Origin of the sequence: Campylobacter lari (genome assembly GCF_004357905.1) — a bacterium.
GTDB classification, from domain to species: Bacteria; Campylobacterota; Campylobacteria; order Campylobacterales; family Campylobacteraceae; genus Campylobacter_D; species Campylobacter_D lari_D.
On the sequence record NZ_SMTT01000004.1, the window covers coordinates 13,173 to 34,450 of the forward strand.

26 protein-coding genes and 2 pseudogenes are annotated in these 21,278 nt (G+C 28.5%); 21 read left to right on the forward strand and 7 right to left on the reverse strand.

Annotation, left to right across the window (positions count from 1 at the left end):
* Positions 1–38: 38 nt before the first annotated feature.
* From fumC to E2O22_RS04115, 3 genes and pseudogenes are all read left to right on the forward strand, one after another.
* On the forward strand, positions 39–1,430 hold the full coding sequence (fumC, locus tag E2O22_RS04105) for a class II fumarate hydratase (RefSeq protein ID WP_133319352.1): 1,392 nt from the start codon (positions 39–41) through the stop codon (positions 1,428–1,430).
* A 41-nt stretch (positions 1,431–1,471) separates the two neighbouring features.
* Positions 1,472–1,846 carry an HIT domain-containing protein gene (locus E2O22_RS04110; protein WP_133319353.1) on the forward strand — a complete coding sequence of 125 codons (375 nt, stop codon included), beginning with the start codon at positions 1,472–1,474 and terminating at the stop codon, positions 1,844–1,846.
* 236 nt (positions 1,847–2,082) lie between these two features.
* A pseudogene (locus E2O22_RS04115) lies at positions 2,083–2,456 on the forward strand (DUF1090 family protein).
* Between the two features lie 510 nt (positions 2,457–2,966).
* Here the strand turns inward: E2O22_RS04115 and rsfS are convergent.
* Complete coding sequence (gene rsfS, locus E2O22_RS04120) at positions 2,967–3,296, reverse strand: ribosome silencing factor (protein ID WP_133319354.1); 330 nt, start codon at positions 3,294–3,296, stop codon at positions 2,967–2,969.
* Positions 3,297–3,309: 13 nt separating this feature from the next.
* Positions 3,310–3,855, reverse strand: a complete 546-nt coding sequence (gene nadD, locus E2O22_RS04125) for a nicotinate (nicotinamide) nucleotide adenylyltransferase (protein ID WP_133319355.1) — start codon at positions 3,853–3,855, stop codon at positions 3,310–3,312.
* A gap of 59 nt (positions 3,856–3,914) precedes the next feature.
* On the opposite strand from nadD, the gene gap reads away from it, so the two are divergent.
* The 10 genes and pseudogenes from gap (at position 3,915) to E2O22_RS08225 (ending at position 13,040) form a co-directional block, all read left to right on the forward strand.
* A complete protein-coding gene (gene gap / locus E2O22_RS04130) occupies positions 3,915–4,910 on the forward strand; it encodes a type I glyceraldehyde-3-phosphate dehydrogenase (RefSeq protein ID WP_133319356.1) in 996 nt (331 codons plus the stop codon).
* A 1-nt stretch (position 4,911) separates the two neighbouring features.
* On the forward strand, positions 4,912–6,114 hold the full coding sequence (locus E2O22_RS04135) for a phosphoglycerate kinase (protein WP_133319357.1): 1,203 nt from the start codon (positions 4,912–4,914) through the stop codon (positions 6,112–6,114).
* Positions 6,111–6,791 (forward strand): triose-phosphate isomerase, encoded by a 681-nt coding sequence (locus E2O22_RS04140; RefSeq protein ID WP_133319358.1) that lies wholly within the window; start codon positions 6,111–6,113, stop codon positions 6,789–6,791. Before E2O22_RS04135 ends, E2O22_RS04140 begins: the two co-directional genes overlap by 4 nt.
* 3 nt (positions 6,792–6,794) lie before the next feature.
* Entirely contained in the window at positions 6,795–8,429 is a 1,635-nt protein-coding gene (locus E2O22_RS04145) for a hydrogenase small subunit (protein WP_133319359.1), read from the forward strand.
* A gap of 125 nt (positions 8,430–8,554) precedes the next feature.
* Positions 8,555–9,103, forward strand: a complete 549-nt coding sequence (locus tag E2O22_RS04150; protein WP_133319360.1) for an ATP-binding protein — start codon at positions 8,555–8,557, stop codon at positions 9,101–9,103.
* A gap of 12 nt (positions 9,104–9,115) precedes the next feature.
* Positions 9,116–9,808, forward strand: coding sequence for a dUTPase (dut, locus tag E2O22_RS04155; RefSeq protein WP_133319361.1), 693 nt, complete (start codon positions 9,116–9,118; stop codon positions 9,806–9,808).
* A complete protein-coding gene (locus E2O22_RS04160) occupies positions 9,805–10,515 on the forward strand; it encodes an EI24 domain-containing protein (protein WP_133319362.1) in 711 nt (236 codons plus the stop codon). The genes dut and E2O22_RS04160 overlap by 4 nt, the downstream gene beginning before the upstream one ends.
* A complete protein-coding gene (locus tag E2O22_RS04165) occupies positions 10,508–10,912 on the forward strand; it encodes a hypothetical protein (RefSeq protein ID WP_133319363.1) in 405 nt (134 codons plus the stop codon). Before E2O22_RS04160 ends, E2O22_RS04165 begins: the two co-directional genes overlap by 8 nt.
* A 346-nt stretch (positions 10,913–11,258) precedes the next feature.
* A pseudogene (locus tag E2O22_RS08220) lies at positions 11,259–11,879 on the forward strand (PDC sensor domain-containing protein); the annotation flags it as partial.
* 636 nt (positions 11,880–12,515) lie between these two features.
* Positions 12,516–13,040 (forward strand): methyl-accepting chemotaxis protein, encoded by a 525-nt coding sequence (locus E2O22_RS08225; RefSeq protein WP_393921402.1) that lies wholly within the window; start codon positions 12,516–12,518, stop codon positions 13,038–13,040.
* A 24-nt stretch (positions 13,041–13,064) separates the two neighbouring features.
* On the opposite strand, the gene fldA is transcribed toward E2O22_RS08225, so the two are convergent.
* The 5 genes from fldA to E2O22_RS04195 form a co-directional block, all read right to left on the reverse strand.
* Positions 13,065–13,556: a flavodoxin FldA gene (fldA, locus tag E2O22_RS04175; RefSeq protein ID WP_133319365.1), complete on the reverse strand. Its 492-nt coding sequence runs from the start codon at positions 13,554–13,556 to the stop codon at positions 13,065–13,067.
* Positions 13,557–14,249, reverse strand: a complete 693-nt coding sequence (locus E2O22_RS04180; protein WP_133319366.1) for a hypothetical protein — start codon at positions 14,247–14,249, stop codon at positions 13,557–13,559. It abuts the gene before it with no gap.
* A gap of 1 nt (position 14,250) precedes the next feature.
* A complete protein-coding gene (locus E2O22_RS04185; RefSeq protein ID WP_133319367.1) occupies positions 14,251–14,568 on the reverse strand; it encodes a DUF2325 domain-containing protein in 318 nt (105 codons plus the stop codon).
* 86 nt (positions 14,569–14,654) lie between these two features.
* Positions 14,655–15,788 (reverse strand): tRNA pseudouridine(13) synthase TruD, encoded by a 1,134-nt coding sequence (truD, locus tag E2O22_RS04190; RefSeq protein WP_133319458.1) that lies wholly within the window; start codon positions 15,786–15,788, stop codon positions 14,655–14,657.
* Positions 15,757–16,578: a thiamine-phosphate kinase gene (locus E2O22_RS04195; RefSeq protein ID WP_133319368.1), complete on the reverse strand. Its 822-nt coding sequence runs from the start codon at positions 16,576–16,578 to the stop codon at positions 15,757–15,759. The genes truD and E2O22_RS04195 overlap by 32 nt, the downstream gene beginning before the upstream one ends.
* Before the next feature lie 97 nt (positions 16,579–16,675).
* Between E2O22_RS04195 and E2O22_RS04200 the strand changes: the two genes are divergently transcribed.
* The 8 genes from E2O22_RS04200 to flgN are packed head-to-tail and all read left to right on the forward strand — an operon-like array spanning position 16,676 to position 21,270.
* Positions 16,676–17,314, forward strand: coding sequence for a DUF5644 domain-containing protein (locus E2O22_RS04200; RefSeq protein WP_133319369.1), 639 nt, complete (start codon positions 16,676–16,678; stop codon positions 17,312–17,314).
* 9 nt (positions 17,315–17,323) lie between these two features.
* A complete protein-coding gene (locus E2O22_RS04205; protein WP_133319370.1) occupies positions 17,324–18,028 on the forward strand; it encodes an HdrB C-terminal domain-containing protein in 705 nt (234 codons plus the stop codon).
* Positions 18,012–18,407: an ornithine carbamoyltransferase gene (locus E2O22_RS04210; RefSeq protein ID WP_133319371.1), complete on the forward strand. Its 396-nt coding sequence runs from the start codon at positions 18,012–18,014 to the stop codon at positions 18,405–18,407. Before E2O22_RS04205 ends, E2O22_RS04210 begins: the two co-directional genes overlap by 17 nt.
* On the forward strand, positions 18,400–19,056 hold the full coding sequence (locus E2O22_RS04215; protein ID WP_133319372.1) for an RsmD family RNA methyltransferase: 657 nt from the start codon (positions 18,400–18,402) through the stop codon (positions 19,054–19,056). Before E2O22_RS04210 ends, E2O22_RS04215 begins: the two co-directional genes overlap by 8 nt.
* Before the next feature lie 58 nt (positions 19,057–19,114).
* Positions 19,115–20,161 carry a flagellar basal body P-ring protein FlgI gene (locus tag E2O22_RS04220; RefSeq protein ID WP_133319373.1) on the forward strand — a complete coding sequence of 349 codons (1,047 nt, stop codon included), beginning with the start codon at positions 19,115–19,117 and terminating at the stop codon, positions 20,159–20,161.
* Positions 20,161–20,526 (forward strand): rod-binding protein, encoded by a 366-nt coding sequence (locus E2O22_RS04225; protein ID WP_207921002.1) that lies wholly within the window; start codon positions 20,161–20,163, stop codon positions 20,524–20,526. Before E2O22_RS04220 ends, E2O22_RS04225 begins: the two co-directional genes overlap by 1 nt.
* A 60-nt stretch (positions 20,527–20,586) precedes the next feature.
* Positions 20,587–20,793 (forward strand): flagellar biosynthesis anti-sigma factor FlgM, encoded by a 207-nt coding sequence (locus E2O22_RS04230; RefSeq protein WP_133319374.1) that lies wholly within the window; start codon positions 20,587–20,589, stop codon positions 20,791–20,793.
* A 42-nt stretch (positions 20,794–20,835) separates the two neighbouring features.
* Positions 20,836–21,270 (forward strand): flagellar export chaperone FlgN, encoded by a 435-nt coding sequence (flgN, locus tag E2O22_RS04235; protein WP_133319375.1) that lies wholly within the window; start codon positions 20,836–20,838, stop codon positions 21,268–21,270.
* Positions 21,271–21,278 lie beyond the last annotated feature (8 nt).

Genomic DNA, 21,278 nt, shown 5'->3' on the forward strand with positions numbered 1-21,278 from the left:
TTTAAATATCACAACTTATTTTATTACAAGGAAAGGCCATGGAATACAGAATCGAACACGATACTATGGGAGAGATTAAAGTTCCTAATGATAAATATTGGGGAGCACAAACTGAAAGAAGTTTTGAAAATTTTAAAATTGGTTGTGAAAAAATGCCAAAAGTTTTAATTTATGCTTTTGCAAATCTTAAAAAATCTTTGGCTTTAGTAAATAATAAACTTGGCAAATTAGATGATGTTAAAAAAAATGCTATCGTGCAAGCTTGCGATGAAATTGTAGCAGGAAAATTTGACGATAATTTCCCATTAGCAATATGGCAAACAGGTTCAGGCACTCAAAGCAATATGAATATGAATGAAGTTATAGCAAACCGTGCAACTGAAATTATGGGTGGAGATTTTAGAAAAGAAAAGCTTGTTCATCCAAATGATCATGTAAATATGAGTCAAAGTTCAAATGATACTTTTCCAACTGCTATGAGTATAGTTTCGGTAGAGCAAGTAGAGAAAAAACTTATCCCTGCTTTAGATGAGCTTATTGCAACTTTTGAAAAAAAAGTAAAAGAATTTGAAGGAATTATTAAAATAGGAAGAACTCACCTTCAAGATGCTACACCACTTACCCTAGCTCAAGAATTTAGCGGATATCTTTCTATGTTACTTCACTCAAAAGAGCAAATCATCGCTTCTTTACCTACATTAAGAGAACTTGCAATAGGTGGAACGGCTGTTGGCACAGGATTAAATGCTCATCCAGAACTTAGTGAAAAAGTAAGCGAAGAATTAAGCAAGCTAATAGGCACTAAATTTATTTCAAGTCCAAATAAATTCCATGCCCTAACAAGCCATGATGCAATTAATTTTACTCATGGAGCCATGAAAGGCTTAGCTGCAAATTTAATGAAAATAGCAAATGATATTAGATGGCTAGCAAGTGGTCCTAGATGTGGTCTTGGGGAATTAAACATACCTGAAAATGAGCCAGGAAGTTCTATCATGCCAGGCAAGGTTAATCCTACCCAATGCGAAGCTTTAACTATGGTTGCAGTGCAAGTTATGGGAAATGATGCAACTATTGGCTTTGCAGCAAGCCAAGGAAATTTCGAGCTTAATGTTTTCAAACCTGTGATTATTTATAACTTCTTGCAAAGCCTTGATTTATTAGCTGATGCTATGCATTCATTTAATATCCATTGTGCTGTTGGTATAGAGCCAAATAAAGAAAAAATAGATCATAATTTACATAATTCTTTAATGCTAGTAACTGCACTAAATCCGCATATTGGCTATGAAAATGCAGCTAAAGTAGCAAAAAATGCTCATAAAAAAGGTATTTCTTTAAAAGAAAGTGCTATGGAACTTGGCTTAGTAAGCGAAGAAGACTTTGCTAAATTTGTAGATCCTACAAAAATGATAGGAGTAAAAAAATAATCAAAAGACTAGGAATAACCCTAGTCTTTTTAAGGATTTAAATGATTTATGAAAATGATTTTTTATTTATAGAAAAAGAAGATTCTCAAATTCCTTGGGTGAAAATTTTTACTAAAGAAAACTACAAAGAATTAAGTGATTGTCCAACCTTTTTGCAAAATATGCTTTTTCAGTATGTTTTAGCTTGTGAGTTAAGCCTTAGAGAATACTACAACCCAGAAAAAATCAACATAGCTTCCTTTGCAAACTATGTACCAAGAGTGCATTTTCATGTTATGGCACGTTTTAAAGAAGATGGGTTTTTTCCTGAAAGTATGTGGGGAAAACAGCAAAGAGAAATTAAGGATTTAAATTTACCTGATTTTGAAGGATTTACATCAATATTACTTAAAAAAATAAATAATATTCATGTTTAAAAATTTATTAATTCTAGTTATCAAGTCCTATCACATCATCTACTTAGGATTATTTTAGTACAAAAATCATATAAGTTTAAAATATGAGAAAATCAAACTATAAGCTTGATAATAATTCATCTTTGTTTTTATAAAAGGTCAAATAACTTTTTTTTAAAACTCATGTTTTTATTAAAAACAGCAAATAAATTATTTAATATAATAAACTAAAATTTCAAAAAAGAAAGGTTTAAATTATGAAGCAATTGTTATTTTTACTTACACTTTGCTCATTTGCATTTTCCACGCAATGTGAGGTTAAAATAAAGCAAATTCAAAAAGAAATAGCTTATGCTAAAATTACAATCATCAAGAAAAAGCTTTAAGTTTAGAATTAGCCTTAAAAGAAGTCCAGGCAGATTGCGCAAAAGATCCTCTTTTTTATGATAAAAAATTAGAGGGCAAAAAACTTAAAGAGCAAGAGATAGAAAAAATCGAACAAGAGTTAAAAGAATTAAAAAAACAAAAAGATTATATGAGTAAAACAGAGTATAAAAATAAAAAACAAGCTTTAAAAGACAAAAAAGACAAAATCAAAAAAGAGATTGAAGAATACATCAACAAACTCTAATTTAATTCCAAATTTGCCACCACTTTTTATTTTACTGTTTTAATTTTTGCATTAAAATATTTTGATTTTTTAATGCAAACTCATTTTCTCCATCAAGCTTTGATAATTCTTTGGTATATTCTAAAACTTGTTTACTCAATCATTTTATTAAAAAATTCTATAGCCTTTTGATAATCTTCCAAATTCTCAAAGTCGCTTCTTAAACAAGAGCTAGATCAATATAAGTTTACAATTTTTTTAAGGCTTTTGTTTGCTTATCTAAAAGTATATAAACCTAGCTCTGTTAAAATATACTAAATAATATGTATTATCTAGTACATGGTTTTATTGAAAGCCAAAAGTACTTCTTGAAATTTCAAACAATTAAATCTACAAAATGCTCTATTATGATAAGCTTCCAAAAACAATACGCTCGCTTAAGACTTCATCGCATTTTTCAAATTCTGAATTTTCAAAATATTCTTTAGCTAAATCTGATAATTCAGTGATTAGATTATCCAAATATTAATCCTAGTTTTGATTTTCTTTATTTAAACTTTTCAAAAATTCTTCTATATTATATTTTGTTCTATAAGTTTCACTCATTAAGTGAATCAAAATATCTCCTAAATCAAGCACAGTCCATTCTTCACTACTTTCTATATTTAAAAACTCCTCACCTTTGCTTTTAAGATTAGTTTTTAAATCATCAATCAAAGAAAGCGCGTGTCTTTCCCCCATAGTAGTAGCAATCACTACAAATTTAACAAAATAATCCTTATCTTGCATATCAAAGCTTTCTATTAAATCTGCTTTTTTATCATCTAAAATCTGCACTATATTATTAATTCTTTCTTGCATTGTTTTCCTTTTGTTAAATATTTTTAAATTTAGAATAATAAAGCTTAACTTCTTCTTTGATTTGCTCACAAACTTGCGTTGTTTGTAAAGTTTGTCTTATAAAAGATGAAGAGATATTTACTTTAGTATCTAAAGTTTTAAAATGTTTTGGTATAAAAATATCATCTCTTTTAGCTATAACAAATTCTACCAAATTTTGCAATCTTTCAAATTCATGCCATTTTTCAAGACTTTGCAAATGATCAGCTCCTAAAATAAGATAAAATTTTGAACTTTCATATTGCTTATATAAAAATTCAACACTTTCTATACTAGGCACAGGTCTTTGCTTTTTTATTTCAAAATCACAAATTTCAACTTTTATTAAGCTTCCCCAAATTTCCTTGCACCATTTTAAGCGTCTTTGTTCATCTGCAGTAAATTCTTGTTTAAAAAGACTAATAAAAGTAGGCATAATAATGAGCTTATCAAGCTCTAAATTTTCTAATGCATTTAAGACTATAGCATTATGACCTAAATGAGGCGGATCAAAACTACCGCCAAAAAGTGCGATTTTCATTAAAATTTAACCTTTTTTTAGTAGAATTTTATCTACTTAATCATAAAAAGGAAATGAAAATGGCTGTAAAAGTTGCAATAAATGGCTTTGGACGCATTGGAAGATGTGTTGCAAGAATTATCATGAAACGCGATGATATAGAACTTGTAGCGATTAATGATACTACTGATATTGAACTCACAAAATATCTTTTTAAATACGACACCGTTCATGGGACATATGATGGTAGTGTTGAAAATGAAAATGATGATTTAATAATTGATAATAAAAAAATAAAAGTTTTAAAAAGTAGAAATGTGGCAGATTTAGACTTTGCAAAATATGGCGCACAAATTGTTTTAGAATGTACCGGTGCACACTTAACTATGGAAAAATGTCAAGGATTTTTAGATCATGGAGTGCAAAAAGTCATCATGAGTGCACCTGCAAAAGATAAAACTCCAACCTATGTTTTAGGAGTAAATGCACATGAATACAAAGGCGAAAATATCATCTCAAATGCAAGTTGTACCACTAACTGTCTAGGACCAATTTGTAGAGTTTTACAAGATAATTTTGGCATAGAAAAAGGTTTAATGACTACTATACATGCTTACACCAATGGTCAAAGTATTATCGATGCAAAAGCAAGAGATAAAAGAAGATCACGCGCTGCTGCACAAAATATCATCCCTACTTCTACCGGTGCAGCAAAAGCTATGAAGCTTGTTATGCCTGAACTTGATGGAAAATTACATGGTCAAAGCATGCGTGTGCCTGTAGCTGATGTATCAACTGTAGATTTAACTGCAACTTTAAAGAAAAAAGTAAGTAAAGAAGAAATTAATGAAGCCTTTAGAAAAGCAGCTGCTAGTAATTTAAAAGGCATATTATTAGTTGATGATGAAGAAAGAGTTTCAAGTGATTTTATAACTTGCTCTTATGGTGCAATTGTAGCAAGTGATTTAACTCAAGTTATTTGTGATGATTTTGTTAAAGTGGTTGCTTGGTATGATAATGAATGGGGTTATTCTTCTCGTTTAGTAGATATGGCAGTATTTATAGCAAAGGCTTAAGATGAGTAGTATTTTATCGATTAAAGATATTGATCTTGCAAAGAAAAAAGTATTTATAAGATGTGATTTTAATGTTCCTCAAGATGAGTTTTTAAATATCACCGACGATCGTCGTATTCGCTCGGCCATCCCTACTATAAGGTATTGTTTAGATAATGGCTGTGCAGTTATTTTAGCTTCACATTTAGGGCGCCCAAAAGAGATAGCTTCAAAATACTCTTTAGAACCAGTTGCAAAAAGACTTGCACGCTTAATGACTAAAGAAGTCATCATGGCTAAAGATGTTATAGGCGAAGATGCAAAGAAAAAAGCTAGCGAATTAAAGCCAAGTGAAATTTTGCTTTTAGAAAATTTACGCTTTGAAAAGGGTGAAACCAAAAATGATGAAAATTTAGCCAAAGAACTTGCTTCTATGGCTGATGTTTATATTAATGATGCTTTTGGGGTTTGTCATAGAGCCCATGCTAGCGTTGAAGCTATTACAAAATACTTTGATAATACAAACAAGGGTGCGGGATTTTTACTCCAAAAAGAAATTGAGTTTGCAAGCAATCTTATCAAACACCCTGCACGTCCTTTTGTAGCCGTAGTAGGTGGTTCTAAAGTAAGTGGGAAATTACAAGCTTTGACTAACTTACTTCCAAAAGTAGATAAATTAATCATAGGCGGGGGTATGGCCTTTACTTTCTTAAAAGCTCAAGGTTATGATATAGGAAATTCTCTTTTAGAAGAAGATTTAATTGAAGAAGCAAATAAAATCTTACTCAAAGGTAAAAATCTAGGTGTAAAAATTTATCTTCCTGTGGATGTTACAGCAGCGCAAACTTGCTCTCAAGAAGCAGTAATGAAATACACTCCTGTGCAAGAAATTCCTGCAGGTTGGATGGGGCTTGATATAGGTCCTGCTAGTGTAAGGTTGTTTAAAGAAGCACTTTCTGATGCTCAAACTATATGGTGGAATGGACCTATGGGGGTTTTTGAAATTGATAAATTCTCAAAAGGTAGTATTAAAATGAGCCATTATATTAGCGAATCTCATGCAACAACTGTAATAGGTGGTGGCGATACTGCTGATGTTGTAGCAAGAGCAGGTGATGCTGATGAGATGACTTTCATTTCAACCGGTGGTGGAGCATCATTAGAACTTATAGAAGGAAAAGAACTTCCTGGGGTAAAACCTTTAACGATAAAGGACAATGAATGATTTTTGCAGCAAATTTAAAGTGCAATCATACAAGATCAAGCTTTGAACTTTATGCTCAAGAATTAAATCAAAATTTAAACAAAGAAGATGAAGTTTTCATCTTCCCTCCTAGTATAGCTTTTTTAAAAGACAATTTTTCCTTTCAACAAGGCGCGCAAAATTTCTACCCTTGTGAAAATGGAGCATATACCGGAGAAATAGGTAAAATTCACTTGGAAGAATTTAATATCAAAAGTGTTTTAATAGGCCATTCTGAAAGAAGAGCTTTAAATGAAAATGAAAGCTTTTTAAAAGTAAAGTTTGATTTTGCAAAAAATCTTGATTTTAATATTATTTATTGTATAGGCGAAAGTTTAGAAACTAAGAATGCTAACGAAAGCTTGGATTTTTTAAAAAAACAAATAGAAAATATTGACTTATCTTATAAAAAACTTATCATAGCATATGAGCCTATTTATTCTATAGGCACAGGAGTTAGTGCTAATCTTGATGATATTAATACCATACTTAATTTTTTAAGAGAATTTACTAACGCTAAGCTTTTATATGGTGGAAGTGTTAATCAAAGCAATGTTAAAGAAATTTGTGCTTTAAAAAATTGTGATGGAGTATTAATAGGTTCAGCCGCATTAAATGCAAATGATTTTTTAAATATGATACAAATAGCCAAAGGTTAAAAAATGTCTTTAAGCAATGAAGAATTAAAAAGCATATTAGAGCATAAAATTGCTCTATTAGAAAACTCGCACAAAGAAGAGAAAAATATCTCATTAGAAGCCGTAAATTCCATCATTAAAATTTTAGGTTTGCCAAATGATTTTGGCCCTTTAGCACATAGATATTTTCAACTTCACACCCCACCTAGTCTCATATGGCTTCATTTAAGTGAATGCACAGGGTGTAGTGAGAGTTTGCTTAGAACTTCATTGCCTGACTTTTTAGATCTGATTTTTGATTTCATTTCTTTAGAATATCATGAAACCTTTATGAGTGCAAGCGGACACCAAGCAGAATCGCATTTAGAGGAAGTTTTAGAAAAAAAAGATTTTCTTTTGGCCGTTGAAGGCGGGGTTTGTGCTATAAATCCTTTTTATCTAACCATAGGGGCACATGGTGAAAACGGATATGAAATTTTACAAAAATGTGCCAAAAATGCTAAAACAATCTTTGCTATGGGAACTTGCTCAAGCTATGGAGGAATTCAAGCTGCACATCCAAACCCTACCAAAAGCATAGGAATTTCTAAAGTCTTGGAAAAAAAAGTAATCAATATACCAGGTTGTCCTCCAAGTGATGTAAATATCATCGCAGCGCTTTGCTTTTATATATTATTTGAGCAAGACATGGCTTTAGATGAACAAAATAGACCTTTGGCTTTTTATGGTAAATGTTTGCATGATTTATGTGAAAGAAAAGCTAAATTTGAAGCAGGCAATTTTGCTCAAAGTTTTGATGATGAAAATATAAAACAAGGTTATTGTCTTTTTAAAGTAGGTTGTAAAGGACCTTATGCTTATAATAATTGCCCTAAGGTTAAATTTAACTCCAAAACCTCTTGGCCAGTAGCTGCAGGACATGGCTGTATTGCCTGTAGTGAAGAGAATTTTTGGGATGATTTTGGTTTTTATGAAAAACCTATGAGCAATGAATTTGCTTATAATGATTTTTCTATTATATTAGATGATAAAATAATTCATAATAGCTCTAACAATGAGCTTAATTCAGATAATATTTTGTTAGATTTAGAAAGCGATATTAGTGGAATTTTTTATCAAAATGACACAAAGATTAATTTTTTAGACTTTAGTTTTGAAACTAATCCTAAAGTTTTTTTAAATAATTTTGCAAAAACTAAAATGGCTATGACTTTAGTACAAAACTATCAAGAGCAATTTAAAACATATTATAATTTTATACAAGAAAATTATGATGATGAAAGCAAAATTAGCAATAATATCTTAGATTTATTTTATTTTATATATCCTTTTATTAGCGGAAAAAAATTAAGCCATTTAGATGAGTTTTTAGATCTTGCTTTAGCTTATAAGTTCAAACATCCTAGCAAATTTGATTTTAAAACTACCATTAATGAACAAGCAAAGCTTGATGTTTCTAAGTCAATGCGTATGCCTTTGATTTATATTTTAGGTGGTTTAGATAAAGAAGCTATTGCTTTTGGATTGATTTTTTCTTTAAAAGAAAATTTAAAACAGGCTTTAAAAGCATGTAAAAATATACATAACAAAAAACAAATTTTAATACACTCAAATAATGAAAAAATACTAAAATTATTTTGGGATTTAACGAGTGTTTAAAGACTTAATGATAAAATATTTATCTCCCTAGTATTTGAAATTTGCAAAGCTTAAAAACTTTGCAAATTTATTTAAGATTTAGTTATTTTGACGATATAACTTTATCTTGATTTGAAAGGAACATTATGCAAATTTCTAGCTACAACTCTCAAAATTTTTCTATGGATATAAAAACAAAAAATGGCAATCATCTTTCTTTTTCTATGTACGATAAAAAAGAAGCAAAATTAGATAAAGATGGAAATTCAGCATCTTTGAGTTTAAGAAATCAATTTGGTTTTTCGTTTTCATATAGTGGCACAAAACTTTCGCAAGAAGAAATTGAAGAAATTAAAGAAGCAGTAGCCAAAGTACAGCCTCAAATTGATGAATTTATGAAAAACTCAAGAGTAGGAACCTTAAAGCCAAAAGAGCTTATCACCACTGCGATGAAAATTGGCGATGCTCTGCCTATACCAAAAAATGAAGAGCATAAAAAAGCAACCTTGCATGAGTTATTTAATATTATGGATAAAAGTTTAAATAAAGAAATGACAAAAACTGATCTTGAAGATATTAAAAAACAGATTTTCCAAGATAGTGCTAAATTATTAGAAGAAATTTGGAAGCAATATAACAATCAAGAAAAGAAAAAAGAAGAAGAAAATAATAAAGAATTTGGATTTTACGCTTAAGAAGGAAAATAAATGCAAGTAAAAGATATTTTAAAAAGCATGCTAGAACTCCAGCAAAAATTAAATGATGATACTAATGGTATAGGATGGGAAAATGGCTATACCAAAGAAGGTAAATTAATTAGCTTTAGAAGATGCATTTATATGGAGTGTGCTGAACTTATTGACTCTTTTGCTTGGAAGCATTGGAAAAGTATACACACTCCTGCAAACTGGGATAATGTATGTATTGAAATAGTAGATATATGGCATTTTATCTTGAGTTTAATTTTAGAAGAATACAAAGAAAAACAAATTAATGATAAAAATTTCATAGCAGAAGAAGTTTCTTCTGTAAGTTTTTTTGATGATTTTTGCAAAGAAACTTCTAATCCAAATGAAGCAGATATTTATGGAATTTTAAATGATATTGAGCTTATTATCCATAAATGCAGTGGATTTGATTATGATTTAGGTGAGCTTTTAAGTGTCTATTTTATTCTAGCTAGAAAATGTGGCTTAAATTTCTTTAAACTTTACAAAACATATATTGGAAAAAATATTTTAAATCAATTCAGACAAGAAAATGGCTATAAAGAAGGCACATATAAAAAAACATGGAATGGTGTAGAAGATAATGAAGTTTTAAATCAAATTTTAAAAGAAACCTTAGATTATAAAGAAATTTACAAAAAACTTCAAAATTATTACGATGAATTAAAATGAATATTTTATATCTAAGCTTGCAAAATTTTTTTAGTAAACCTTTTTTAAAATTTTCTTTTTTGCCTTTTTTTGTTAGTTTAATTATTTTAGCCTTGCTTGTATTCTACACCTATGATATCTTTTTTTCTTATATTGAAGATGTCATTAGCGGAACTTTCATGGCTTGGTTTTTTAGCTTTTCCATAGTACAATTTTCACTTACATTTTTGAGTGCCATAGGTGGATTTTTCATAGTAGTTTTTGCCTCAGTATTTTTATCCATGCTAATTATTTCTTTTTTAACGCCTTATATAGTAAAAAAAATAAATCAAAAATACTACAACTATTTCATACAAAAAGAAGTAAATTCTTTAGAAGTTTTACTCAAAACATTTAAATTTATATTGACTTTTTGCGTATTATTTATAATCGCTACTTTTTTACTAATCATACCTTTTATAAGTATTGTGATTTATTATGGAGTTTTTTATTATTTATTTCATAAACTTTTACTCTTAGATGTATTAAGCAATGTCTTGGATAAAAATTCTTTTAATAATTTTTATAAGAACTCTTCACCTTTGAACTTTAAAATAAGTACTTTAATATTTTTTATTTTATCAAGCATTCCTTTACTTGGACTATTTTTACAAGTATTTTATGTAATTTTTTTAACTCATTTGAGTTACCAAAAGATCTTAAATTTAGAAGCTAAAAATAATGGATGAGAGAATTAAAAAATTCATTCATTCTCAAAAACTCTTAACCTTGAGCGTGCAAGATAATGATGAAATATATTGCGCAAGTTGCTATTATGCTTTTGATGATAAAAATCTTGCATTGATTTTTGCTAGCGAAGAACATACTAAACACATTCAGCTTTCTTATAAAAATCCAAAAGTAGGAGTTAATATAGCACTAGATACAAATATTATCAATCTTATTAAAGGAGTGCAAATTAAAGCTATTTTTAGAAAAGCTACCGCAGAACAAGAAAAAATATATTATGAAAAATTTCCCTTTGCAAAACTTGCAAAAGCTTGTATTTTTACTCTAAATATACAATGGGCAAAATATACCGATAATAAAATTCTACTTTCTAAAAAATTAGAATTTTTTATTTAAAAATATCCTAAAAATATAATATTTTTTAATAAAAATTAATTTTTTTATAATTTTTTAAATATTTTTTTAATAAAATTATACAAACCATCATAATCATAAAGTCAAATATTGACTTTGTCAAGGAGAAAAAATGCTCTCTTCTATTAAGAAATACCTACTAGGTAATTTTTCCAACAAAATAGCTTTCTTAGTTTGTATTTTTGTTGTAGTTTTGCTATGTGTTTTAGGTTTTTTTAATTATGTTAAATCTAAATCCAATAGCCATACACTGTTAGTTCAGTTTCAACAAAAGGTTGCTTTTGATGTGAGTAAAAGATTTGATTTATACGCAAGCGATAGGCGCAATATGATCAATTCTTTAACAAAATACATCAAAGAAAATAAAAATAATCTAAATTCAATACAATATACTAGTTTATTAAATTCTATAGGAAATTCTTTGGGTTTTGATTTAACCTATGTGGGTTTTGAAGATGGAACTATATTTAGATCAAATGGCAATAATCAAACTCCAGAAAGTGGTTATGATCCTAGATCTAGAGGATGGTATAAAGAAGCCAAGGGAAAAAGAGAGTTAATTGTCACAGATCCTTACATATCATCTAGTATGCAAAAACCAACCATTTCTTATGCTAGTCCTATTATAGACAATGGAAAAGTTATAGGTGTAGTTGCTGCTGATTATGATTTGAAAAAATTCTCAGAAGAAGTTTTGGCTATAGGTAAAACACCTTATTCACATGCTGCTGTTTTAGCTGATGATGGAACTTATCTTTTTCATACCGATTCTTCCAAAATCTTAACCTCAACTAATATTAGTAAAGATATTATTTCAAATTATTTTAAAACAACTGAAGGTGCAAACAAAGGTCTTTCTAGGGATATTTTCAAAATTCAAACTAAGGAAGAAGGGATCAAAGCTTTAATTTGTAATGGTAGTATCAATCCAAAATATACTATTTGCTCTATAGCTGATTATGATTTTTACAGCGATACAGCTAAACAAACATTGATGGAACAAATTATTATTTCCTTAATTGCTATTTTTATTACTTTGATTTTTATTAGAATAATCATTTCTTATAATCTTAAGCCAATTGCTATTATATCTTCAGGCTTGCATAATTTCTTTAACTATTTAAATCATAAAGACATTCATTCACACCCTATTAAACTAAAAACTCAAGATGAATTTGGGAAAATGGCAGATGAGATTAACGAAAATATCAATATCATCAAAGAAGCTCTAAGCAAAGACGCAAAAGCTATTGAAGAATCTGTAAATGTTGCTAGAAAAATAGAAACAGGTGAGCTTAATTTACACATTAGCTCTCATGCTAACAATCCACAAATTCAAGAACTCATAGATGTTTTAAATAAAATGCTTGATACTTTACAACAAAAAATTGGTAATAATTTAAACGAAATTCAAGCGGTATTTGATAGTTATAAACAATTAGATTTTACTGCAGCTATTAATACCCCAAAAGGCGATGTTGAAAAAGCAATCAATGCTCTTGGGAATGAAATCAAAAACATGCTTTCAAAATCACTAAACCAAGGTGAGTTATTAAATCAAAAAGCTGAAGCACTCAAACAAAGTATGCATGAACTTACAAATGATGCCACACATCAAACCTCATCATTACAAGAAAGTGCAAGAGCTTTAGAGCAAATGAATTCAACTATGAGTGAAATTTCTATCAAAGCACAAGATGTAGTTAAACAAAGTAATGATATTAAAAGTGTTACCACTATGATTTCAGATATTGCTGATCAAATTAACCTACTTGCATTAAATGCAGCTATTGAAGCAGCTCGTGCAGGAGAACATGGTCGTGGCTTTGCTGTTGTTGCTGATGAAGTTAGAAACTTAGCAGAAAGAACTCAAAAGTCTTTAGGTGAGATTGAAGCTAATACTAATATCTTAGCCCAGTCTATAAATGATATGGGTGAAGCTATAAAGGAAGAAGCTAATGATATTAGCCAAATTAATGAGTCAGTGGCTACTATAGAAAAACTTACACAACAAAATTCTCAAACAGCAATACATACAAATGCTATTGCAAATGAAGTAGATTCTTTAGCACAAGATATATTAAGTGAAACAAAAAAAAGAAAATTTTAAAAGATGCCTTTTTGGCATCTAGATTTAAGAAAAAGAAGGTTTAATTTGTTCTAACCAAGCATCAATTCTACTTTCGGTTAAATCCTCATGGTTATCATTATCTAATGCAAGCCCTACAAATTTATCTCCTTCTACCGCATCACTTGATTCAAAAGTATAACCACCTGTAGAAACTGAACCTACTAAATTTGCACCTGCTGCTTTTAAAGCCTGAGCAAGTTTTCCCATAGCACTACAATATGTATCTGAGTAGCTTTCACTATCTCCCATACCAAAAACTGCAACGGTTTTTCCACTAAGATTTAAAGCTGAAAAATCAAAACTATCCCAATCATCTTGAAAATCTCCACTTCCCCAAGTAGAAGTTCCGCAGATTAATTTATCATAAGAATTGATTTTTTCTGCATTAATATCTGCAATATTTAACACATCTGAAATTCCTAATTTTTGAGCGATCATATTTGCCGCACCTTCGGTATTTCCCATAGAGCTACCATAAATTACTGCTACTGACATTTAACATCTCCTTAAAATTTGATTATTAATAGTATAGGGAACTAATTTTAGCAAAGTTTTGTTATTTTCACATAAATTATGTCTTATTTCTTTATGTTGAGTAAAATTTTTATTTCTTGGATACACAATATAAAATATTTCAAAAACATTTTTTTTGATAATTTGCAAAGCTAAATTTATATCCTTTTTATTATCTTCAAAAAAAGAAGGCATAATAGCCATTTTATCATTGATAATAATGATATTTTCTTGAATATCTACCCTAGCCTTTACATTGCTTTTACAAATTTTATCATATACAAAAGACTCAAAAGCCACCTGTGGATCTAAGATAAAATTTGATGACATAAAAACATTTTGTATTAATCTAGCTAAAGCATATTTTGGCATCTTTGCTTCAAGCTGTAATTTATTTAAATTTCCTTCTTTATATGCTTTGATGATTTTATGAGAATATGGACAAAATTGTTTTATTTTACTAAATTTCAAAACCCTTTCTGTGATCATATTTTGGATTTTTAACTCAAAAATATTTCTTAAACTAGTAGCTTTTTTTGCATAAATATAAGGTATTTTTAGATCATTTTCCACCAAAGAATTATACAAATTTAAAAAAATAAAATTAATATTTTCTTGTTCTAAATCTCTAAATATTTTAGGTACCAAATCCTCTTTGTTATTAAAACCAAACATATTATGCCTTTTTTGTACATTCATAAGTTTGTTCAAGACCAAAAACCTTGCAATATTCGCAATATACACAACTCACACTGCGTTTAGCACAAACCAAAGGTATATTGCGTTTTTTTGCCTCTGTTTTAATTTTTTTCATGGTGTTGTGATTTAAAAAACTAGTAAGCATGACTATGCATTCAGTATTTTGTGGAATGGGTTTTCTATTTACCCTATTTTCATTTCTAGCATCCCAATGCTCTATACTTTTTGCGCCTAAATTTGTCAAAACTGCCTTAATTGGAGTAATTTCATCTGCACCTATAACCAAAACTGACATTGAGCTTTCCTTTTATAAAAATGATAATTGTTATTATAATTTATAAAAGATAAATTTTAACTGATACTCAATATCAATTTTTAAAATTATGTATTATAGGTTTGATCAAAAATATCTGCGTGTAAAATCTCTTCTAAAACCACTGTAGCATATGAACCTTTTTGCAAGAAAAATTCTAAAGTAAAATGAGCTTTTTCTTCATCATAATAACTTTTACAATCTTGCAAATAAGACCACATAAAGCGTCTTGAACCTTGCATTTTATCTTTAAACTCATATGCAAAAGAAAAAATCTCATCTTCTAATTTTTTAGCTAGACCTTCATTTGTTTCATAAGCTTTAGAGCCTATTAAAAGCCCCATAGAACTAATATCTTTTTGATTAAATCTTTCTACTTCACTTGGCAAATCTTCACATACAAAGCATTTACCAAAAGGATAATGCCCTAAAACTTCACCTTTTAAAAGCTTAAAAAACTGCTTTTGATTTTTTAAACTTTTGATTTCATCTTTATCTAAATCATAAATTTGTTTTATTTCTTTTTCACTAAAATCATTGATAAAATGTGATAATTCCACCCTTTTACTCAAATATCTGTTAAAAAGTTCGCTTTGAAAGGCAGAAATTAAAAATTCTTGTATTTTTTTATTTTTGATTTTTTTACCTTTTAAAATTTCTAGTCCTTGTAAAAAATTATCTTGAAATTTACCAAAACGCTGATATCCAAAATAATTAGCAAAACCTTGTTCTTGGATATTTTTGAAAGCTTGTTCTATTTTTAAAGCATCTACTTTTGAAACTTTTTTTAATCTTATAAAAAATGAATTTCCTTTTAAATGCCCTATTCTAAGTTTATTATCATGATAAAAACTTTCTAAAATTTTCATCTTATCATGTTTAAAATTTTTTAAGCCCTCTTCAAATTTTTTAGGCATAGAAATATATTGAAAAGTTAAGCCTTGTTTATCTTTTAAACCACTATAACCAAAATCTCTCATTTTAACACCGCTTTGCTCACTTAAAATTCTCAAAGCTTCACTGGTGCTTAGATCTTTTTTTTGTATATGTAAAATAAGATGTTCACCTTTACCACTAAATTCATACAAAGGCTTTTCTCTTACTACAAAATCATTACTATTTTTTGAAAAATACACATTTATCGGGCTGTGTTTTAAAGTATATAAGGGCTTAAAAATGATGTTCTCTTCCATAAAATTTATACCTTCCTGTTGTTGTTTTTGCAAAAATATTTAGTTTAATTCTATGCTTTTTAGCCATATTTTGTATAAATATTTTATGTTTTTTATCAAAAGCAAATAAAATTTCATACTCTTCTGCACTATTTAAGCTAAATTTATCTAATTTTTTAAGAAATTTTATACCAAGTTGATTTATAAAGAGCATTCTCGATAGATCCTTATTTAAACCATCTGAAATATCCATACTTACTCTGACTTTTTTTGCTATATCATAAAAAAATTTCTGCCTTAAATTTGGTTTTATAAAACGATGTTTAGAATGTAATTTTCCACCGCGAAATAATATATTTAAACCTTTTAAACTCTCACCTAATTTCCCACTAAAAGCAAGCAAATCTCCCTTTTTTAAACCTTTTCTAAAAATAGCCCTTTTATTCACTTTAGAAATAATAGTTATACTAATATTAATTTTCCTATCTGCTATAGTATCTCCGCCTATAATTTGCACCCCAAATTCTTTTGCGCTATCTAGCAAGCCTTTTTGCAAAGCTTTAACTTGTTTCATTTCTAAACATTTTGGTAAAGAAAGCCCCAAAAGAGCGTATTTTGGTGTAGCATTCATAGCAATTGCATCAGAAATATTAACGAGCATAGCTTTTGCGCCAATTTGCTCTAAACTCATCCAAGAGCGTTTAAAATGCACATCCTCACAAAATAAATCTTTAGAATAACAATATCCATCGATGATTGCTCCATCATCTCCGTTGATAGAATTTGCAAAAGCATTTATAATAAATTTTTCTTTATCCATGTGAATATTTTATACAAAAAGCTTTTAATTTTATATAATAATCAAATTTTTATAAGTTTAAAATGTATATAATCAAAAATAATACCAAGGATAAAAAATGCAAATAACTTTAAGAATTTTTCGTTTTGATAAAGATAGTGATTATTTAGCTTATTATAAACCATATGTTTATGATAGTAAAAATTTTAAAAGTGTTTATGATATTTTAAGTCAGATTAAAAAAGATGATATATATTTTGATTTTGAAGAAAATCCAGAAAGTTGTATTAAAGTTAATCAAGTTACCATTAGACAAAGAAGAGATTTAAGTAATATTATTGAAAGATTTGGAAAAGAACTCATCATAGAACCACTCGATACTAAAAGAGCTATTAAAGACTTGATCATGGATAAGAGTGATTTTTTAGAAAAACTTGAGCTTTTTAAAGGACTTATTGACATACATGATATAGAGCTTTACAAGCAATATGATTTTTTATATTATACAAGCGAAGTAAGAGAATTTCTACCTGAATATCTAGGAGATAGTTTCTTTATATTTGCCTATAAAATGCTACTTAAATATCCAGAAAAAACTCCACAATTTTTAAAATTGATAGCAGATGAAGAAAAAGGAATTTATTATCATACTAAATTCAAAAATTTTATTTCATCTAATGAGCTTGACTATGAATCTTACATCAAAGAATTAAAAGTTATGCTTGTAAAATCAGGTCTTGCAAGAAGTATTTTTTAAGGAATTAAAATGTATAAAATTTATACCAATAGCAATAATGATTTATTTTGTTATTTTGATATTATCAAAAATGTCTTAGATACAGTCGGTGTTGAAAGCACATTATGTGAAAAACCTTTGGGTAAAAATTATTTTATTATTGACTATGATCCTAAAGATATTTTAGATGAATATTCTAGAATGATGAGTGAGAATAATATCTTAGCTTGCGAATATAGCTCTTATGAAATTATGAGTAAAATCGATAAGATTAAATACGCTCCAAAGTTTTTTTTAAAATACTTAAAAACAGAACACATTAAATATTTTTTTGATAAATTTAACATAGGTGTATATCAAGGATTTTCCCATGCTAATTGCTCTTTAGAACTTGCTAAGATTCTTAAAGCAAATATAATTGATTTTGAAAGAAAATATAAGAGTTGTGGCTATGGGTTCTTAAGTTTAAATGCGCAATTAGCTTATAAAAGTGCAGCAGCAATCATTTTAGATGCTTATGATAGTGGTTGTGATTTTTTAGTTGTAGAAGATTTTTATTCTTTTTATATGTTTGATAAGTGTTCTAAAGAATTACAAGCAATTTCAAATAGAAATTTTGAAGATTTTTATATTTTAAGTTTCGCAGAGCTTGCAAATTTAGCTCTAGGTATAGTACCATACACTTTAAAAAAACACAAATTAAAAGTGAGTTTAGTCAATGAAAATCGCTCTTGAATGCAAGGATTTAATTTTAGAAAAAACTTTAGAAATTGCTTTAAAAGATTTTTTAGTTTTAAAAAAAGATTGTGATTTTTTAGTCTGTGATGAAAAAATCAACACACAAAAGCCACAATTTATCATCAACAAAAAATCAAATTTCTTAACTCACCCTTTTAACATAGAAGAGTTGCTATGTGCTTTAAATGATTTCAATGCAAGCTTGCAAAATATTGCCTATAAAATAGCAATGCGTGAGAAAAAAATTATGAATCAAAAATGTGAAGCCATTTTAGAACAACTACGCCAAGAAAGTCATGAAAAAATCGATGCAATATTTGATCTTTATAAAACAGAGTTAAAAAATCTTATCAAAGAAGAAAGTAATAATGCATAAAACACAAGAATATCAAAGCGTAAGAGATTTTTTAAAAAATTACAAAGAGGATAAAAAAACAAGCTCAAAAAAACAAGCTCAAAAAATTTACACCACCATAGAAAGTGGAATTTATAAGGGTAAAAAAATTTTACTTCCTAGCCTAGATACCACAAGAAGCACTAAAAGCATAGTAAAATCATGTGTTTTTAATGTTTTGCGTTTTTCTTTGCAAGATAAGGTTTTTATAGAGGCCTTTGGAGGAAGTGCTTTAATGGCATTAGAAGCAAGAAGCAATGGTTGTTTAAAAAGTTATGCCATAGAAAAAGATAAAAAGGCTTATGAAATAGCTTTAAAAAACGCTTCTGGTGTTGATCAAAATACTCTTTGTTTTAATGATGATACTTTTAAAAAAACTCCTCAAATTATTCAAAATTCCAAAGAAGATATTATTTTATATCTTGATCCTCCATTTGATATTAGAGAAGGTTTTTTTGATATTTATGAAAAAACTTTAAAATTGATAGAAAATATACAAAATTCAAATGTAAAAATCATTATCATTGAACACCACAGCACTTTTAAAACTCCAACTAAAATACAAGATTATGAGAAAACTAAAGAAAAAAAATTTGGCTCAACTACTCTAAGTTTTTACTCCTTTATATAAATTTGGAACTTTTTTTGCTTTAATTTTATGAAAATAGCATAGATTAAAGGAAGAATCGATGAGAATATTATTATTTTGCTTGGTATTAAATCTAAGCGTTTTTGCAGCTACTATTAAAGAACTTACCAATGTAGTGGGTGTTAGAGATAACCAACTTATAGGATATGGTTTGGTTGTTGGTTTAAATGGAAGTGGAGATGGTACAAGTAGCGAATTTACTCTACAATCTATTTCAAATATGCTTCAAGGTATGAATGTAAAAGTTAGCCCAGGCGATATAAAATCAAAAAATACAGCAGCAGTAATGGTAACAGCAAAACTTCCTGCTTTTGCAAGAAGCGGAGATAAACTTGATGTAAGTGTAGCTTCTTTAGGTGATGCAAAATCTTTACAAGGTGGAACCTTACTTATGACAGCTCTAAAAGGAGTTGATGGAGAGATTTATGCAGTAGCTCAAGGTTCATTAGCTATAGGTGGACTTAGCCCAAGACCGGGTGCAGCAGGAACACACTCAACCTCAGCAAATGTTATTAATGGCGCTGTAGTAGAAAGAGAAATTCCACAAAACTTTAGTCAAAGCGAAGATTTGATTTTAAGCTTAAAAGAAGCAGATTTTAAAACAGCTAATAATATAGAAAGAGTTTTAAATACTATTTTTGACGCAGATATAGCAAAAGCTTTAGATTCTAGAACTATAAAATTAACAAAACCTGAAGAATTTTCTCATGTTGAATTTATGGCAAGAGTATTAGAACAAGATATAGCTTATACCCCAGAAAGCAAAGTAATCATTGATGAAAGAACAGGAACTATCGTTGCGGGAGTAAATATAGAAGTTGAACCTATATTAATTACTCATAAAGATATTACTATAAAAATCGATCCAAACAATACCGTAGCTTTAGGACAAAATGAAATCGATATGAAAGATGGTGGTATTTTAGACCCTGTATCTAATACTTTAAAAATCACAAACAATAAAACAACAGTAGCAAACATAGCTAGAATGTTAAATAAACTTGGAGCAGCACCAAATGATATCATAGCTATTATGCAAAATCTAAAAAGAGCTGGTGCAATCAGCGCTGAATTAGAGGTGATATGATGAGAGTTGATAATTATTTAGCGAGCAAAAATTACAGCAGTGAGCTTTATGAAAACATTACCAAGCATAATAATAGCTATAAGGCTGCTAAAAACTATGCAGATAGTGCTTTTAAAAATGATTTAACTCATATACAAGCATTAAATGATGAAGATAAAGCTTTAAAAGAACAAACCGATGCTTTTGAAGCTTTCTTAATCAAAAGTGTTTTGGATATTTCTTTAAAACAAGAAAATTCTTTATTTGGAAAAGATGCAAGTGATGAAATTTATTCATCTATGTATAATGATACTATGAGTAAAGCATTAAGTGGTGGTTTAGGTTTTTCAAAATTATTATTTGATTATTTAAAAGAAAGGCGTTAAGTTATTTTTTTAAGTGTCGATATGGTTCTTAGAGTTTTTCAATAGAACTGGAGGCTTAAAATGATAAACCCTATACATCAAAGCTATGTGGCTCAAGTTGCTACTAGCGATATAAATAAAACAGAAAACAAAGAAAATAACAAGGCAAAAGAAACTCAAAAGGTAGAAGAAAATAAGGCATCTTTTATTGCTTCACAAATAAAGAATGGCGAGTATAAAATAGACTTGCAAGCCACTTCAAAAGCAATAGTAGATTCTTTATTATAATTTTTATCCTTTTTTGGGTTAGTGCCTAAGAAAGGATAAAAAATGGTTAAACAACACTTAGACAAAACAAATTCTATTTTAGAAAAACTCATCAATCTTACTTTAGAAGATATAGCTCAAATTCAAGCTGCTAATCACCAACATGTTAGCAAAAGCGTAGAAGAAAAAACTAAACTTGTAAATGATTTTCAAATTGCTAAAAAAAATCTTGATAAGGCTTTAGTAGAACTTAGCAATCAAGGAAACAATAAGGGTTTAGACGAACTTTTAGATGATGAAGATAAAGAAAAACTTGCTCTTTTAAAGCAAAATTTAAATACCTTGCACCAAAAAAATAAAGAGTATGCTAAGCTAGCTCTTATTATTAAAAATTTTTACGACAATCTTTTAAACACAATGTTTGAACAAAATGGAACAAATAATGCTTATGGGGATAATAAGACAATTCCAGATTCATTATTTAAGATCAATGTTTAAAGGCTAAG

Bases quoted from the DNA above. Each gene is read 5' to 3' on its own strand.
- fumC (WP_133319352.1), top strand. From the start codon at position 39: ATGGAATACAGAATCGAACACGATACTATGGGAGAGATTAAAGTTCCT.
- dut (WP_133319361.1), top strand. From the start codon at position 9,116: ATGCAAGTAAAAGATATTTTAAAAAGCATGCTAGAACTCCAGCAAAAA.
- E2O22_RS04145 (WP_133319359.1), top strand. From the start codon at position 6,795: ATGTCTTTAAGCAATGAAGAATTAAAAAGCATATTAGAGCATAAAATT.
- E2O22_RS04215 (WP_133319372.1), top strand. From the start codon at position 18,400: ATGCATAAAACACAAGAATATCAAAGCGTAAGAGATTTTTTAAAAAAT.
- gap (WP_133319356.1), top strand. From the start codon at position 3,915: ATGGCTGTAAAAGTTGCAATAAATGGCTTTGGACGCATTGGAAGATGT.
- E2O22_RS04185 (WP_133319367.1), bottom strand. From the start codon at position 14,568: ATGTCAGTTTTGGTTATAGGTGCAGATGAAATTACTCCAATTAAGGCA.
- E2O22_RS04205 (WP_133319370.1), top strand. From the start codon at position 17,324: ATGTATAAAATTTATACCAATAGCAATAATGATTTATTTTGTTATTTT.
- E2O22_RS04230 (WP_133319374.1), top strand. From the start codon at position 20,587: ATGATAAACCCTATACATCAAAGCTATGTGGCTCAAGTTGCTACTAGC.
- E2O22_RS04210 (WP_133319371.1), top strand. From the start codon at position 18,012: ATGAAAATCGCTCTTGAATGCAAGGATTTAATTTTAGAAAAAACTTTA.
- fldA (WP_133319365.1), bottom strand. From the start codon at position 13,556: ATGTCAGTAGCAGTAATTTATGGTAGCTCTATGGGAAATACCGAAGGT.
- E2O22_RS04165 (WP_133319363.1), top strand. From the start codon at position 10,508: ATGGATGAGAGAATTAAAAAATTCATTCATTCTCAAAAACTCTTAACC.
- E2O22_RS04195 (WP_133319368.1), bottom strand. From the start codon at position 16,578: ATGGATAAAGAAAAATTTATTATAAATGCTTTTGCAAATTCTATCAAC.
- flgN (WP_133319375.1), top strand. From the start codon at position 20,836: ATGGTTAAACAACACTTAGACAAAACAAATTCTATTTTAGAAAAACTC.
- nadD (WP_133319355.1), bottom strand. From the start codon at position 3,855: ATGAAAATCGCACTTTTTGGCGGTAGTTTTGATCCGCCTCATTTAGGT.
- E2O22_RS08225 (WP_393921402.1), top strand. From the start codon at position 12,516: ATGCATGAACTTACAAATGATGCCACACATCAAACCTCATCATTACAA.
- E2O22_RS04180 (WP_133319366.1), bottom strand. From the start codon at position 14,249: ATGTTTGGTTTTAATAACAAAGAGGATTTGGTACCTAAAATATTTAGA.
- E2O22_RS04135 (WP_133319357.1), top strand. From the start codon at position 4,912: ATGAGTAGTATTTTATCGATTAAAGATATTGATCTTGCAAAGAAAAAA.
- E2O22_RS04160 (WP_133319362.1), top strand. From the start codon at position 9,805: ATGAATATTTTATATCTAAGCTTGCAAAATTTTTTTAGTAAACCTTTT.
- rsfS (WP_133319354.1), bottom strand. From the start codon at position 3,296: ATGCAAGAAAGAATTAATAATATAGTGCAGATTTTAGATGATAAAAAA.
- E2O22_RS04140 (WP_133319358.1), top strand. From the start codon at position 6,111: ATGATTTTTGCAGCAAATTTAAAGTGCAATCATACAAGATCAAGCTTT.
- E2O22_RS04225 (WP_207921002.1), top strand. From the start codon at position 20,161: ATGAGAGTTGATAATTATTTAGCGAGCAAAAATTACAGCAGTGAGCTT.
- E2O22_RS04220 (WP_133319373.1), top strand. From the start codon at position 19,115: ATGAGAATATTATTATTTTGCTTGGTATTAAATCTAAGCGTTTTTGCA.
- E2O22_RS04150 (WP_133319360.1), top strand. From the start codon at position 8,555: ATGCAAATTTCTAGCTACAACTCTCAAAATTTTTCTATGGATATAAAA.
- E2O22_RS04110 (WP_133319353.1), top strand. From the start codon at position 1,472: ATGATTTATGAAAATGATTTTTTATTTATAGAAAAAGAAGATTCTCAA.
- E2O22_RS04200 (WP_133319369.1), top strand. From the start codon at position 16,676: ATGCAAATAACTTTAAGAATTTTTCGTTTTGATAAAGATAGTGATTAT.